This window comes from Oceanobacillus bengalensis (genome assembly GCF_003628445.1).
In the GTDB taxonomy this organism is placed as follows: domain Bacteria; phylum Bacillota; class Bacilli; order Bacillales; family Amphibacillaceae; genus Oceanobacillus; species Oceanobacillus bengalensis.
Genome location: NZ_RBZO01000030.1, coordinates 1 through 14,987 on the forward strand (window position 1 = coordinate 1; position 14,987 = coordinate 14,987).

Consider the following 14,987-nt stretch of genomic DNA (forward strand, 5'->3'; position numbering starts at 1 on the left):
TAATTCAAGAGGAATGTGCGAATAAAGTGAAATAACCGTAAATCCAATTTAAAAATCATGGATTCACGGTTATTTGTCATGTTTACTTTGAAAAGTGCACTTTTTTATAATTCGGGCTTACGTTCAAGAAAGGTTTAGAAGTGTTAAAGAACTAGGAGATAAGACAATACAACAATTGTCAGAAGATGATATACACTGGGCCTTAAATCAATCTTCTAATAATATTGCAATCATCGTGAAGCATTTAAGTGGAAATATGATTTCAAGATGGACTGATTTCTTAACTTCTGATGGTGAAAAGGTCAATAGGGAACGTGACCAAGAATTCGCAAACACTATATCTTCAAAGCAAGAAATGATTTCTATTTGGGAAAAAGGTTGGAGTACTCTTAATAAAACAATTAATAATTTAAATGAAGAGGATTTATTAAAAAATATTTATATTCGTGGCGAAAGCCATACGGTTATTGATGCGATTGAAAGGCAAATGGCTCATTACGGTTATCATATCGGACAAATTGTTTATATTGGTAAGCAAATTAAAAGTGAGGAATGGGAAAGCCTTAGTATTCCTAAAGGAAAATCAGAAGAATATTTGCGACAAATGCTAAAAAATCAACGAAAGTTAAAGTGATATAAGTTTTCTTATCCAGCTAAAAATAGAAGGTCGTTTCTTGTTGTATTATCTGGTGCATTAAATATACTAGGAGTGATTTTTTGAAAAAACATAATAGGACAGGAAAATTGTTATATTTTATAGGAATACTTCTATTCGCTATTGGATTTACACTTAATCAGACGATAGGAATAATAGAAGCACCAGAACCATACACATCATTTTCTATTCCCTTAATTGTAATAGGCATAATATTATTGGTAGCATCAAACTTCTTCAAGAGCAGCAAATAAAAACTTAAAATGTGTTAAGCTAAATTGCAGAATACTTAAACTAGATTATATGGAAAAATTACAATTGAAAAAGTTTAAGGAAGGGGTAAGCAATGTTAGGTGATAACTTTTATAGGCAAGTCCAAGAAAAACGATTAAGTTTTCTGGTTATGAGTATTATAGCAATTGTTTTTACTGCTAGCATAACCTTTACTTTTGTGATTCCTGGATTAAAAGGTTTTGAATGGTCTTTCTTATTTATTGCACTATTGTTTTATTTTGTTGTTGCGAATATATTCATAGGGTTATTTAAAGGGCGTCCTCTACTGATATTTATAGTTAGCTTATTACTTAGTGCTTTAGGAATGGGATGGCGTTTGTGGCTTGAATGGGGAGAGTTTAGTTTAGTTGAACACACGAATCCAATTGTGTTAATTAGTTATCCTTTTATTATCGCAATTATAATTTTACTTATTTATTATTTATCTTCCAAATTTAATTTAACAAGATAAAGTATGTGAAATGTTGTTCTGAAAGTAACTGGTGCTTTTCTTCAATAAGATTTTTTTGTTTATTGTTGCACAAGATAGTAAAAGCCGATTTTCTTAAAACTAGAAAAATCGGCTTGATCATTTAATTCCTTCTTGACTGTTCCCAAACAGGTAGTGACCATTGGGGGAGGTTTGTTGCTTCGAAAGTAATTATCCCATTATTTACTTCAAGTACAATTTCCCCATTATCCTCACTGTTATCAATTAAAACAAGGTTGTCAATCATATAGGCATAGTCATAAAGATGTTTAAAAGAAGTTTTATTCCTTCTGATAATATCTTCAGTTGGGATTTGATGACCACCATTCTTTACTCTCATTGCAACCCTTTCAATGTTTTGGTTGACATTACTAAGTGCAACATAAAACATCGTGATTTCATATCCCATCTCTTTTGCATGTTTCATTTGTTTAATAGCATTTTTACCAGCAAGGGTTGTTTCAATTGAAAAGTCTTTACCCTCTTTAATGTACTTATTGACAGATCTAATGACTTCCTTACCAGCTGATACTCTATTATTCTCAGGGTTTTTTGGATCAATTCTTCGAGCGATAGCATCAGGATCAATATTTATATCAACGCCAATTTTATCAATAATTAAGCTGCGTAACGTGCTTTTACCACTTCCGTTATTACCCGCAAATACAAAGAAAATTGGTTTGTGGCTATCCATTACGCTTCACCGTCTTTGTCCAAGGGAACAATGTCACCATTTGGAAATTCCTTTACTAGCTTTCCATCTTTTTCATATACGATATATGTGTTATTTACTTTTGCATCAATTCTAGCACGTTCACCAGTCATTTTAGCCCATTTACTTAACCATTCATATTTTCTTTTAGGTTCATTGTTTTGTTCTTCTAACATATGGAACACCACCTTTATATAAATTATATCAGATTAGTTATTAAATTTATAAGCGATTCTAAATCCGGTGGTACTATAAAATTGTGAAGATATTCACTTAAACGATCTGGTGAATTTCTTAAATAACAACAGGAATGAAGAGGAGGGCGGTTATGTTGAAAGAAATTACTGATACTAATGAGTTTGAAAGTTTTGAAAGTACTATTGATGCTGTTAAAAAACCTTACAGAAGAGGAAGCTAAATCACTGTTAAAGTTAATTTATGGATTTGTTAATAGTGCTATGACTGGAAATGTGGAGATAAAATGAAGTTAGAGGTTTATTTGGCATGTATTTTTAGTATGTCATGAGAAATTTAATATTTTTTAGAGAAAAATATTGACAACTATTAGCTGGTTTAGTTAAATTACATTTATTTAAGATACCGAAACACTAATCAGTTTTTTTAGGAATCTTATTACCCCTAAATCGTTTAAATCTGGAATGAGTTTAATAAATTCTAACAAACATATTCGTCTTGCATATCCTCGGTATAGACTTAGTTTATTCATTGGACAAACTAACGATAAGTTGTTACAATAAATATGTAAACAGTTACAATGAATGCATGCTGGGACGAAATAATAATGGCTTATTTTAATGATATTCATATTTTTCCTCCCACGATGTGGATACCGCACCAATAGGATCAACTTTAAGAGAGTCGAATCAAAACGTAGATATTATTGTTACAATGATCAAAGATGCATGAAAGATAGCAAAACAAAATTACTTTGGAACACAGGGAATAACTTCAGTAATCAACGCTTTGTTCAAGGTGCAGCAAATTCTAGCAATGCCGATGTCTTCGCTTAATCAGCTGCTAAAGTGAAAATAGGTTTAGAAGTTGGGAAAGTGTTAGGTGCAGAAAACGATGCATTCATTTATATACGACAACTCTAGCAATGTATGAAATTTTGAAAAATGGTGGACTTGGCCGTGATGGACAGCTTTGCAGTAGGTCTAAAAGTTGCGTAAAAACTAATTGATGATAACGTACTTGATAGTATTGTTGAAGATCGTTATAGCAGCTACAAAGATGGTATTGGTTTAGAAATCGTTGAAAACAAAACAGACTTCCATAAACTAGAAGACGATGCACTAGGACTAAACGAGATTAAGTATAAATCCGGTAAACTAGAACGCATTAAAGCTATGATCAATCCGCGCGTATGCTGAAGAGTAATCTATAGAATTGGTAGACCAACCAGACCTGCAGGATGCTGGTTCTACCACATATTGACATACGTTATTCATTTCGATTGCTATATAATAGGTTTTAAGAAAGCGCTTTAAAAGGTTGAAGCACAAGAACTAGATAAATATGCCTGTTTATTAAAAACTGAAAGCGATTTAATTAAATTAAAATAAATACAACATGTGATTTTATGACAAAATGGTAGGTGGAGATAAAAATGGAAAGCTTGAAACAAGAATTGCATGAAACAAAAAATACAACAACAGTAAGAACGCCAAAACTAAAAATGATGGAAAAGCTAACATTTGGTTTAGGGGATTTTGGAGCCAACTATAGCTGGACGTTTATTGCTTCTTTCATAACCATCTATATGACAGACACTGTAGGAATTAGTGCTGGTATTATCGGTACAATTATATTATTAGCTCGTGTATTCGATGGTGTTAGTGATATTTTTATGGGAACAATTATTGATAATACAAACTCTAGATGGGGTAAAGCAAGGCCGTGGGTGTTTATGACTGCACCAATTCTAGGAATCCTAACTTTTATGTTATTTAATGTACCAAGTGGATTTGGACAAACTGGAAAAATAACATATGTCTTCATCGTATATTTTCTTATTTCAGTAATTTTCTATACTGCAAATAATGTTGCATATTCTTCGCTGACTTCCTTCATGACAACAGATGAGAAAGACCGTGTATCACTAGGTAGTATTCGCTTTATTTTTGCAAACATTGCCGTACTATCGATTAGTTCTTTTACAACGGTTTTAGTAGATAACTTTGGTGGTGGACAACAAGGTTGGACAATTACAGCAGCAATTTATGGACTTTTATGTGCTGTGCCATTGATGATTACAGGATGGTTTGTAAAAGAAAGAAACGTTGCAGAGAAGAAAAATGAAAAACAAAAAACTTCATTTATTCCAATTATAAAAGTTTTATTTGCCAATAAATACTTTGTGCTAGCAATCATATTATACCTGCTCTGGTATTTAAGACAAACAGAGACAGGTGTACGTATCTACTATGCAACATACATTTTTGAGAATCCAAATGTAATGGGGATTTTGAGTACAGCGTCCCTATTGCCGTTAATTATTGGTTTGTTCTTTGCACCACAAATTGTTGGTATGTACGGACTAAGAAAAAGTGTCAATGCAGGGTTAATGGTTTCAGTAGTTGGTTCAGGTTTCATGATGATTTTCTCAGAAAACTTAACAGGTTTAGTAGTCGCTACTGTAATCAATGCGTTGGGATTAGTTTTATTACAAGCTGGACTTAGTGCAATCGTTGCAGATGTTGGTGACTTGGTATACTGGCAATCAGGTGTACCAGTTCAAGGATCCGTATTTAGTTTAACAAGTGCCGGTATGAAAATTGGCCAAGGTTTAACAGCAGCATTAGTTGGTTGGGCACTTCAATTTGGTGGTTACATCGCAAATTCAGCAATCCAGCCAGAAAGTGCTACCTTTGCAATAAAAGCAATGTTTATCTATTTCCCACTATTAATGATTGTTTTAATGATTATTACTGTTGCAGCAATGAATTATGAAAAATTCATGCCACGAATTAGACAAGAAATTCTAGAAGGTAGAGTTGGAGAAGATCGTGATAAAAGTATAATGTAACGTTTATTAGGGCCTTTGGAGGTAGTGCTGACTATCTTGGAGGGTCCTTTTTTTGTTTGCTGTTTTCTAAAAGATTGTTGTTTTTTCAGCTATTGTAAATTTAATTTATAGTTGATGTAAAATACGTAGTAACCTGAGATAGTACTCTACCACCGTTCCGGCAATACACTTCGCTTTCCGTGGGCGGCTGGTGAGCCTCCTCCGTGCTGACGCACTACGTAGTCTCACCTAGGCCTGTCCTCCCACAGGAGTCTGCGTGTATTGCCTCCACTAGGTTTGTGCTATTCAACTTACTAATAATATTATTGCTAGTATGTGGTTGATTGGAGCGGAGGGCAGCCAGTCGACTCCTGCGGGAAAAGCACGTGTCTGAAGACTCCAGAAGAAGCGCTCTTTGCTTCTTTGGAGGCTGAGGCCGTGCCCGCGGAAAGCGTACTGGCTGCCCGGAGCGGAAATCAACAAAGCACTTACTGCGCATTTTACATCAAATGTCAATTCTAAAAAAGCAACAAATTATGCGAAAAAAGCCTTTTGTTTAATGAATATAAGTGTTCCAGAATATACATCTGAACTAGTAGTTAAGTCCTCTTCGAAAAACATAATTTATCTAAATGTTTAAAAAATATATTGATATCTATAAAGTCATGAAGTGTAATAGATGTACGTATAAGATAATTAAAAGGTACATATTGTACGTATAATTGAATATATCTATTATAAGACCAAATGAAAGCGCTATCCAGTTTGGGTCTTATAATAGATATATAGGATGAGGGAGGATTTAATCATGAGAAAGATTGTCTTGTTTGTCTCAATGTTGGTACTATCATTGGCACTTGTAGGATGTAGTAATGATGCAAGTGGCGGTGAAGGTGGCGATGACGTGAAGACAGTAGGAATCGCAATGCCAACGAAATCTTCAGAAAGATGGGTTGATGATGGTAATAATATGGTAGAGCAGCTTGAGAGTTTGGGCTATGAAACAGATCTACAATATGCGGAAGATGTTGTGGAAAATCAAGTTTCTCAAATTGAAAACATGATCACAAAAGGGGTAGACATTCTTGTAATTGCTTCAATTGATGGGGAGGCACTTACAGAAGTGCTAGAACAAGCGAAGAATCAAGACATTCCAGTTATTTCTTATGACCGATTACTTATGAATAGTGACCATGTTAGTTATTATGCAACATTTGATAACTTCCAAGTTGGTGTGCTACAAGGTGAATACATTGAGGAACAGCTAGGCTTAGCTGATGGGGAAGGTCCATTTAATATCGAATTATTCGCAGGATCTCCTGATGACAACAATGCATATTTCTTTTGGGATGGTGCGATGTCTATCCTCCAGCCGTATATTGACAATGGGCAACTTGTTGTAAGAAGCGAGCAAACAACATTCGAACAAGGTGCAACATTACGTTGGGATGGTGCAGAAGCTCAAAAACGTATGGATAATTTATTAAGTGCGCATTATTCAGGTGAAAAAATAGATGTTGTTTATTCTCCATTTGATGGAATAAGCCGTGGAGTTATCTCTTCATTGAAAGCAGTAGGATATGGGTCAGCAGATAATCCAATGCCAATCGTAACTGGGCAGGACGCCGAGTTAGCTTCGATCAAATCGATAATAGCTGGGGAACAAACGCAAACTATTTTTAAAGACACGAGGGAATTAGCTAAAAGTGCAGTAAATATGGTTGAATCCGTACTTAATGGTGAAGAACCTGAAATAAATGATACAGAAACATATGACAATGGGGACAAAGTAGTGCCTTCTAACTTATTAATACCGGTTTCTGTAGATGTTGATAATTATAAGGAAGTACTTGTTGACACTGGGTATTACACAGAAGAAGAATTGCAATAAGAATCTCTCATTGTGATTGAGGATGGTTTAGCGTATGAGCTAAATCGTCCTAACCATTATCTTTTAAAGGTGTGATAAATGATGACCTCTACAATTTTAGAAATGAAAAGCATAACAAAGACATTTCCAGGAGTTAAAGCGCTTGACGATGTTAATCTCCAAGTACAAGAGGGAGAAATACATGCTTTAATTGGTGAAAATGGTGCAGGTAAGTCAACTTTGATGAAAGTATTAAGTGGTGTCCATCCATATGGTACATATTCAGGAGATATCGTTTATAAAGGGAATACATGTGAATTTAAGAATATTAATGACAGTGAAAATCTCGGTATCGTCATTGTTCACCAGGAATTAGCATTAATTCCTGAATTATCAATTGCAGAGAATATATTCTTGGGGAATGAACGAGCAAAAAACGGAATCATTAATTGGAATGAGACAAGAAGGAAAACGAGAGAATTACTTACGAAGGTAGGGCTTCATGTAAACGCTGAGGAGCAAATAAAGAATATTGGTGTTGGGCAACAACAGTTAGTAGAAATTGCTAAAGCACTATCAAAAGAAGTGGAATTATTAATTCTGGATGAACCTACAGCTGCATTAAATGAAAAGGATACAGAGAACTTTTTGCAATTATTACTAGAATTTAAAAAACAAGGTATTACCTCTATTCTAATTTCCCATAAGTTAAAAGAGCTATTCAAAGTATCCGATAACATAACCGTTTTACGAGATGGGAAAACGATTAGTTCCTATTCACTGAAGAATGGTGATATAACAGAAAAACATATCATTAAAGATATGGTTGGACGTGACTTAGCAAACTTATACCCAGAGAGAAATCCGAATATAAAAGATGAAGTCGTATTCGAAATAAAAGATTGGTCTGTTTATCATCCACTAGATTCCGAGAGACAAATATTACATGACGTTAATTTGAAAGTGAAGCGTGGAGAAATCGTTGGATTGGCAGGGCTAATGGGGGCAGGCAGAACAGAGCTTGCCATGAGTGTTTTTGGAAAGTCATATGGTAAAAAAATCACTGGACAACTATTAAAAGATGGGAAAGAAATTGTGTTAAATCATGTTGATCAAGCGATAAAAAACGGGCTTGCATATGTTTCAGAAGATAGAAAAGAGTATGGTCTGATATTGATTGACTCCGTTAAAGACAATGTTACGTTGGCAAATCTTGAAAAGGTATCAAAGAAAAATATGATTGATAAAAATCTAGAGGTCACTCAAGCAGAAGAAATTAAATCGAAAATAAATATAAAAGCGCCAACCATCTATCAAAATACGGGTAACTTAAGTGGTGGTAACCAGCAGAAAGTAGTATTAGGGAAATGGATATTTACCGACCCAGATATTTTAATTTTAGATGAGCCTACACGAGGGATAGATGTTGGGGCCAAATATGAAATATATAAAATTATTAATGACCTTGCTGAACAAGGTAAAAGCATTATTGTCATTTCATCTGAATTGCCTGAACTTCTTGGGATATGTGATCGGATATATACGCTATGTGAAGGCAGGGTAACTGGAAGCCATGATAAAGAAGATGCAAGTCAGGAATCACTAATGACGTACATGACGGAAGTTGGAGGTCATTATAATGGATAATATAAAACAATTCATTAACAATAATGTCAAACAATATGGAATGATCATTGCTCTAGTAGGTATTGTCATTTTGTTTCAAATACTAACGGATGGTATCTTACTAACGCCTCTAAATATAACAAATATAATTATGCAAAATAGTTATATTATCGTATTAGCTATCGGTATGTTAATTGTAATTATTACGGGAGAAATTGACTTATCAGTAGGTTCTGTCGCAGCATTTGTTGGGGCAATGGCAGGGATATTATTAGTAAATCAAGACTTGCCTATCATACTTTCGATTGTTCTATGTTTAGTTGTTGGTGCAGCTATTGGAGCATGGCAAGGTTTCTGGGTTGCATATGTAAGTATACCGTCATTCATCGTTACATTGGCAGGTATGTTGATTTTCCGTGGGTTAACATTGGTTGCGTTGCAAGGCCAAACCATCGCACCGTTTCCAGATGGTTTCCGTAGTTTAAGTTCCTCATTCTTACCAGAAGCGTTTGGTGGGGGAGAGCTTCATCTTCTAACACTATTAATTGGGGTAGTACTCTCGGTCATTTATATAGTAAATGAAATAAAATTACGTAAATCAGATAGACAGTACAATATACAAGTACCATCGGCTATTCTATTTGCTACGAAGCTCGCATTATTTGTTATCGTCATTAATTTATTTACGTATATGTTGGCATTGTATGAAGGAATCCCTTATGTTCTAATCATATTACTTGTCCTTGTTCTTGGATATACGTTTATGATGAATAAAACGATTTTAGGTAGACATATCTATTCCGTTGGTGGTAATGAAAAAGCTGCAAAATTATCTGGTGTAAAAACAGCTAAAGTTAAATTCATCGCCTTCGTTAACATGGGCATCATGGCAGCACTTGCAGGACTTATATTTGCTGGACGATTGAATGCAGCTACACCTCAAGCGGGTAACTTGTTTGAACTAGATGCAATTGCAGCAGCTGTTATCGGTGGTGCATCATTTACCGGGGGTGTTGGTCGAGTATTCGGTGCAGTCATTGGTGCGTTAGTAATGGGTGTACTCAATAACGGGATGTCGTTAATGGGGATTGGTATTGACTGGCAGCAAGCGATTAAAGGATTAGTTTTATTAGCTGCAGTAGCTTTTGATGTTTTAAGTAAAAAGAAATAAGATTAGTAGAGAAAGCTAGTAGTTTTATAGCTTTCTTTTGCTTTGTATATCATCTAAACTGACAGTATTAGCGTGGTTGTATTAATTTGTACAAACGTTTGTTTTAATTCATTGAGGAGGATAAGTCATGGAAAAAATAAAATGGGGAATTTTAAGTACAGCAAATATTGCGCAAAAGGAGTTGTTTCCTGCTTTTATGCGTTCAACAAATGCGGAGGTTGTTGCAATAGCTAGTAGAAACGGGAATAGAGCTAGAGCAGTAGCCGATAAGTTCCAAATTGAGACTGTTTATAATAGTTATGATGAATTATTAAATGACCCAGCCATTCAAGCGGTTTACATTCCATTACCAAATCATTTACATAAAGAATGGGTAATAAAGGCAGCGGAAAAAGGGAAGCATGTTTTATGCGAGAAACCAGCTGGCTTGGATGCAAATGAGGTAAAAGAAATGATTGCTGTTTGTGAGGAAAACAATGTTCTTTTTATGGAGGCATTTATGTATCATTTCCATCCTCAGCATGAGCGTGTGCGACAGATTATCGATGTGGGGGAAATTGGAGAGGTTAAGTATATGCGTGCTGCATTTTCATTCTACTTGCGTGACAAGGAAGACAATATTCGCATGGGTCATGTGAAAGGTGGAGGAAGTTTATATGATGTTGGATGTTATTGCATCCATTCCATCAGGAACATTTTTCGTGAAGAACCAGAAATAGTGTACGCTGATGCGGTAGTAGACCCACACTATACTGTTGATACGGATGTTTATGGGCAATTACTATTTGCTAGTGGAAAGAGAGCAACCTTTGATGCGAGTTTTGGATTGGTTAATCGGAATGAATATGAGGTTATAGGGACAAAAGGAAAAATTGTCGTTCCTAGAGCATACCGTCCTGACAAAAAGGGTGGAGATGGAATCGTAATTGTCGAAAAACCTGAAGTTACTCGGAAGGAAATCGTTAACGGTGATCAATATCGTAATGAAATTGAACATCTTTCAGAAGCGATTCAACAGGGGGAAAAGCATTTGAAGCTAAGTCATACAAATACGATTAATAATATGAAGGTAATGGATGCATGCTTTGAATCAATGAAAACCGCAGAAAAGTATAAAATGTAGTTTAGGAGCTGGGTAGGTGGAATTGTGTGGACGGGTGCGGTGAATTGGGAATCGCGTACGGCGAGGGGGGGGGGGGATCGAGCATACTCGTGGAAAAATCGCGCAAGGCGAGCGTGAAATCGAGCGCACTCGTGGAAAAATCGCGCAAGGTGAGCGTGAAATCGAGTATACTCGTGGAAAAATCGCGCAAGGTGAGCGTGAAATCGAGCATACTCGTGGGTGAAATCGCGCAAGGTGAGCTTGAAATCGAGCGCACTCGTGGGTGAAATCGCGCAAGGCGAGTGTGAAATCGAGCATACTCGGGGGGAGAAATCGCGCAAGGTGAATGGGAAATCGAGCGCACTCGGGGGGAGAAATCGCGCAAGGTGAATGGGAAATCGAGCGCACTCGTGGGAAAATCGCGCAAGGTGAGCGTGAACTCGAGCATACTCGTGGAAAAATCGCGCAAGGCGAGCGTGAACTCGAGCGCACTCGGGGGGAGAAATCGCGCAAGGTAAGTGTGAAATCGAGCATACTCGTGGAAAAATCGCGCAAGGTGAGTGAGAAATCGAGCATACTCAGTGAGAAATCGCGCATGAGCTCTAGTAATTCGCGCACCCTCATGAGAAAATCGATTGTGAGCTCCACAAAATCGCGCATGCACACTAATAATTCGAGTGTCATTAAATAAAAAATAAATTCTCTAAAATTAAAAAACACCAATTATAAAAAGATTAGTTTTCCTATTTCTCTTAAGTCATTACGCAAATTTCACACTGTTGAATCAACAAGAAATAAAGATTCCTCCTTTTGACGAATATGCACCAGTTGCTAAACTAAAAGAAAGGAGGAATTTTATGAATATCAAAAAGCTACGCTATCCAATCGTTCTAAGAAAATACGAAATTTTATATCAACGTTTAATTAATAAACAAGCAGAAATTGAATATGAATTGGCTAAGCAGCGAAAGGGTTATGCTGGTGAAGTTAATTTCAGCTATTATCTTAATCTTTTGGCATATAAATTTACAGCACTTCAGGATGTTTGTCTCGTGATTAATAGCCAGCAAACGCAAATCGACAACATCGTTATTAGCCCAAATGCTATTCACATCATAGAAGTAAAAAATTATATAGATATAATTACCTTTGACCACAATCTAAAGCAATTGATTCTTGCTGATGGCGAGAAGGAGAGTGGCATTACCTACCCCATTTCCCAAGTAGAAATTCAAGCAATAAAACTCAAGCTTTGGCTTCGGGAACAAGGGCTTCCTTCCATACCAATCTACTATTATGTTGCGATTAGCAAACCGAGTACAAAGATCAAAGTTATTGGAGATCAAGAGGAGGTTGCTAGAATTGTAACTCATGCAGAAGATATTCCTTCAAAGATATTACTGAATGAAGAAAGTTTCTCAAGCACTGCGAATTTTCCCCATCAAAAAATCGGCTACGCAATCAAAAACGCCTCCACTGAATACAATTTCGATGTGATGAAAAGACATGAAATAAACTATTCAGATTTAGTTAAAGGTGTAATCTGTCCTGACTGTAAAGCGATAGGAATTACGCGCGTACATGGTGGATGGTACTGCAGAAGATGCCAACGGAAATATAGGAACGCACATATTTCTGCTATTAATGATTATTTACTCCTGGTTAAGCCCTGGATAAGGAATTTTGAATGTGTAGATTGGCTAAATATTAATTCTAGGAATGTAGCAACAAGAATCCTAAGAAACGCAGCATTAACCTATGACTCTGAAAAAGGGTATTGGAGATAGGGTTGGGGGTTGGGGGTACAGAAAATGCGCAGATTTTAGGAGAATTCGCGCGAGATCATAGAAAGTTCGAGCGAGGAACGCGGAAACTCGCGCACCACCACCCACGAAAAATCGAGCGAGGGTCGCGGAAACTCGCGCGCCACCACCTACGAGAAAACGAGCGAGGAACGCGGAAACTCGCGCACCACCACCCACGAAAAATCGAGCGAGGGTCGCGGAAACTCGCGCGCCACCACCTACGAGAAAACGAGCGAGGAACGCGGAAACTCGCGCGCCACCCACGAAAAATCGAGCGAGGGTCGCGGAAAATCGCGCGTCACCCACGAAAAATCGAGCAAGGAACGCGGAAAATCGCGCGCCACCAACGAAAAATCGAGCGAGGAACGCGGAAAATCGCGCACTACCCACGAAAAATCGAGCGGGGATCGCGGAAACTCGCGCATCACCTCCCACGAGAAACCGAGTGAGGAACGCGGAAAATCGCGCATCACCACCCACGAAAAATCGAGCGGGGATCGCGGGAAATCGCGCGCCACCCACGAAAAACCGAGCGAGGAACGCGGAAACTCGCGCACAACCCACGAGAAACCGAGCGAGTATCGCGGGAAATCGCGCACCACCACCCACGAAAAATCGAGCGGGGATCGCGGAAACTCGCGCATCACCCACGAGAAACCGAGCGAGGAACGCGGAAACTCGCGCACTACCCACGAGAAATCGAGCGAGTATCGCGGAAACTCGCGCATCACCATCCACGAAAAATCGAGCGAGGATCGCAAAAATTCGCGCACCACCCACGAAAAATCGAGCGAGTATCGCGGAAACTCGCGCGCCACCCACGAAAAATCGAGCAAGGAACGCGAAAAATCGCGCGCCACCCAAGAAAAATCGAGCGAGGATCGTGAAAATTCGCGCACCACCCACGAAAACTCGCGCACCACCACAACCACATTCACCCGCCCGCACCACCCTTGCCCATCATCAAACCGAAACAATAAATAAAACCCAACTCCAAAACATTAATTAATTTAACTAACTATGATATAATAAAGCTAAGAGTAATCATTAGTTTGGAGGGTTTTTCATGCAGCAACGTGGTACATTTCAATTAATGAAGTCAGTAAATAAATCAATTATTTTAAATAAGATTCGTACTTCTGAACCAATTTCAAGGGCGCAAATTGCGAAGGAGACGAGTCTTACCCCTCCAACAGTCAGTAGTATTGTGAAGGAACTGATTGAGCAGGGATTGGTGAGGGAGAGTACGCTTGGAACGTCCAGTGGTGGTAGGAAGCCGACGATGTTACATATTAACAATGATGCTTTTTATGTTATTGGAGTAGATGCGGGGCCAGAGACGGTGGAATGCATTCTTTCTGATTTGAAGGGGCAGGTTTTTCAGCGGACGTCAAGTTCGATTAAGAGTCAGTTAACAAATGATGAATTTGTTTCGATTTTAAAACAGAACATCCATGCACTACTGCAGCTATCAAGCGTTGATCATGAGAAGATTATTGGTATTGGGGTTGCGATGCATGGGGTAGTTGATGTGGAGACGGGAATGTCCCTTGTTGCTCCAAATCTAAACTTACGTGATATCCCAATCAAGGATAGGTTGGAAGAGGAATTCCATATTACGGTTAAAGTTGAGAATGATGCGCGTGCGATGGCGCTAGGGGAATCCTGGTTTGGTGGCCATGATGATGTAGATAGCATGGTTGCTGTAAATATTGGACGTGGTGTTGGTGCGGGTGTTGTGATTGGTGGGAAGCTATATCATGGGGCACAGGATATTGCCGGTGAGCTTGGTCATATGACAATTGATTTGCATGGCGCCATTTGTGAGTGCGGAAATCCTGGTTGCCTGCAAACATTCGTAAGTGGAGATGCAATCGTTGAGCGTGCGAGAAAACAAGCAGAAGATATGAACATTCGAACTGGTCATGATGTGTACAAAGAAGCAAAACAAGGCAATGAGAGCTACATCCATATATTGCAAGAAACAGGTGGAATTATTGGTATTGGCTTAACAAACCTTATTCATCTAATTAACCCAAGAAAAATTGTGTTAGGTGGTGGGGTGTTGAAAAGTGAAGAATTTATGATGCCAAAAATTATTGAAACCATTCAGCAAAGAGCTCTAACCCATAAAGCAAGACAGACAGAGGTGGTAGTGACCCAGCTTGGAGATGATGCAACATTACTTGGAGCTGTGTCGTTACTATTAGTAGAATTATTCGATCCGGTTTGAAAATAAATAAGCGGAAGCCACT

14 protein-coding genes and 1 pseudogene are annotated in these 14,987 nt (G+C 37.8%); 12 read left to right on the plus strand and 3 right to left on the minus strand.

Translation table 11 applies throughout. The annotated features are described in order from the left end of the window. Nucleotides 1-94 precede the first annotated feature (94 nt). The 3 genes from D8M05_RS15920 to D8M05_RS15930 all read left to right on the plus strand — a co-directional run bounded on the left by D8M05_RS15920 (nt 95) and on the right by D8M05_RS15930 (nt 1,400). On the plus strand, nt 95-634 hold the full coding sequence (locus D8M05_RS15920) for a DUF1572 family protein (RefSeq protein ID WP_121133570.1): 540 nt from the start codon (nt 95-97) through the stop codon (nt 632-634). Nucleotides 635-717: 83 nt separating this feature from the next. Then, the gene (locus tag D8M05_RS20275; protein WP_121133572.1) at nt 718-909 is read left to right on the plus strand and encodes a hypothetical protein; all 192 of its coding nucleotides are present in this window, start codon (nt 718-720) and stop codon (nt 907-909) included. A 92-nt stretch (nt 910-1,001) separates the two neighbouring features. Beyond that, nucleotides 1,002-1,400: an ABC transporter permease gene (locus tag D8M05_RS15930; protein WP_121133574.1), complete on the plus strand. Its 399-nt coding sequence runs from the start codon at nt 1,002-1,004 to the stop codon at nt 1,398-1,400. A gap of 121 nt (nt 1,401-1,521) precedes the next feature. Here D8M05_RS15930 and D8M05_RS15935 read toward each other — a convergent pair whose 3' ends face one another. Both D8M05_RS15935 and D8M05_RS15940 read right to left on the minus strand, forming a co-directional pair. After that, on the minus strand, nt 1,522-2,112 hold the full coding sequence (locus D8M05_RS15935; protein ID WP_121133576.1) for an ATPase: 591 nt from the start codon (nt 2,110-2,112) through the stop codon (nt 1,522-1,524). Next, nucleotides 2,112-2,306, minus strand: coding sequence for a hypothetical protein (locus D8M05_RS15940; RefSeq protein WP_121133578.1), 195 nt, complete (start codon nt 2,304-2,306; stop codon nt 2,112-2,114). The genes D8M05_RS15935 and D8M05_RS15940 overlap by 1 nt, the downstream gene beginning before the upstream one ends. Before the next feature lie 649 nt (nt 2,307-2,955). Here D8M05_RS15940 and D8M05_RS20620 point away from each other — a divergent pair. The 8 genes and pseudogenes from D8M05_RS20620 to D8M05_RS15985 all read left to right on the plus strand — a co-directional run. After that, nucleotides 2,956-3,524 (plus strand): annotated as a pseudogene (locus tag D8M05_RS20620) (apurinic/apyrimidinic endonuclease family protein); the annotation flags it as partial. A 236-nt stretch (nt 3,525-3,760) separates the two neighbouring features. Beyond that, nucleotides 3,761-5,179: an MFS transporter gene (locus D8M05_RS15950; RefSeq protein ID WP_121133580.1), complete on the plus strand. Its 1,419-nt coding sequence runs from the start codon at nt 3,761-3,763 to the stop codon at nt 5,177-5,179. Between the two features lie 787 nt (nt 5,180-5,966). Further along, entirely contained in the window at nt 5,967-7,049 is a 1,083-nt protein-coding gene (gene chvE, locus D8M05_RS15955) for a multiple monosaccharide ABC transporter substrate-binding protein (protein WP_121133582.1), read from the plus strand. A gap of 81 nt (nt 7,050-7,130) precedes the next feature. Then, the gene (gene mmsA, locus D8M05_RS15960) at nt 7,131-8,675 is read left to right on the plus strand and encodes a multiple monosaccharide ABC transporter ATP-binding protein (protein WP_121133584.1); all 1,545 of its coding nucleotides are present in this window, start codon (nt 7,131-7,133) and stop codon (nt 8,673-8,675) included. Then, a complete protein-coding gene (gene mmsB, locus D8M05_RS15965; protein ID WP_121133586.1) occupies nt 8,668-9,825 on the plus strand; it encodes a multiple monosaccharide ABC transporter permease in 1,158 nt (385 codons plus the stop codon). The genes mmsA and mmsB overlap by 8 nt, the downstream gene beginning before the upstream one ends. A 127-nt stretch (nt 9,826-9,952) precedes the next feature. Next, nucleotides 9,953-10,948 carry a Gfo/Idh/MocA family protein gene (locus D8M05_RS15970; protein ID WP_121133588.1) on the plus strand — a complete coding sequence of 332 codons (996 nt, stop codon included), beginning with the start codon at nt 9,953-9,955 and terminating at the stop codon, nt 10,946-10,948. An 89-nt stretch (nt 10,949-11,037) separates the two neighbouring features. Beyond that, nucleotides 11,038-11,214, plus strand: a complete 177-nt coding sequence (locus D8M05_RS20280) for a hypothetical protein (protein WP_183072830.1) — start codon at nt 11,038-11,040, stop codon at nt 11,212-11,214. 570 nt (nt 11,215-11,784) lie between these two features. Further along, nucleotides 11,785-12,714, plus strand: coding sequence for a nuclease-related domain-containing protein (locus D8M05_RS15985; RefSeq protein ID WP_121133594.1), 930 nt, complete (start codon nt 11,785-11,787; stop codon nt 12,712-12,714). A gap of 236 nt (nt 12,715-12,950) precedes the next feature. On the opposite strand, the gene D8M05_RS15990 is transcribed toward D8M05_RS15985, so the two are convergent. Further along, nucleotides 12,951-13,670, minus strand: a complete 720-nt coding sequence (locus D8M05_RS15990; RefSeq protein WP_147405191.1) for a hypothetical protein — start codon at nt 13,668-13,670, stop codon at nt 12,951-12,953. A gap of 128 nt (nt 13,671-13,798) precedes the next feature. Between D8M05_RS15990 and D8M05_RS15995 the strand changes: the two genes are divergently transcribed. Continuing rightward, nucleotides 13,799-14,965, plus strand: coding sequence for an ROK family transcriptional regulator (locus tag D8M05_RS15995; RefSeq protein ID WP_121133598.1), 1,167 nt, complete (start codon nt 13,799-13,801; stop codon nt 14,963-14,965). Nucleotides 14,966-14,987 lie beyond the last annotated feature (22 nt).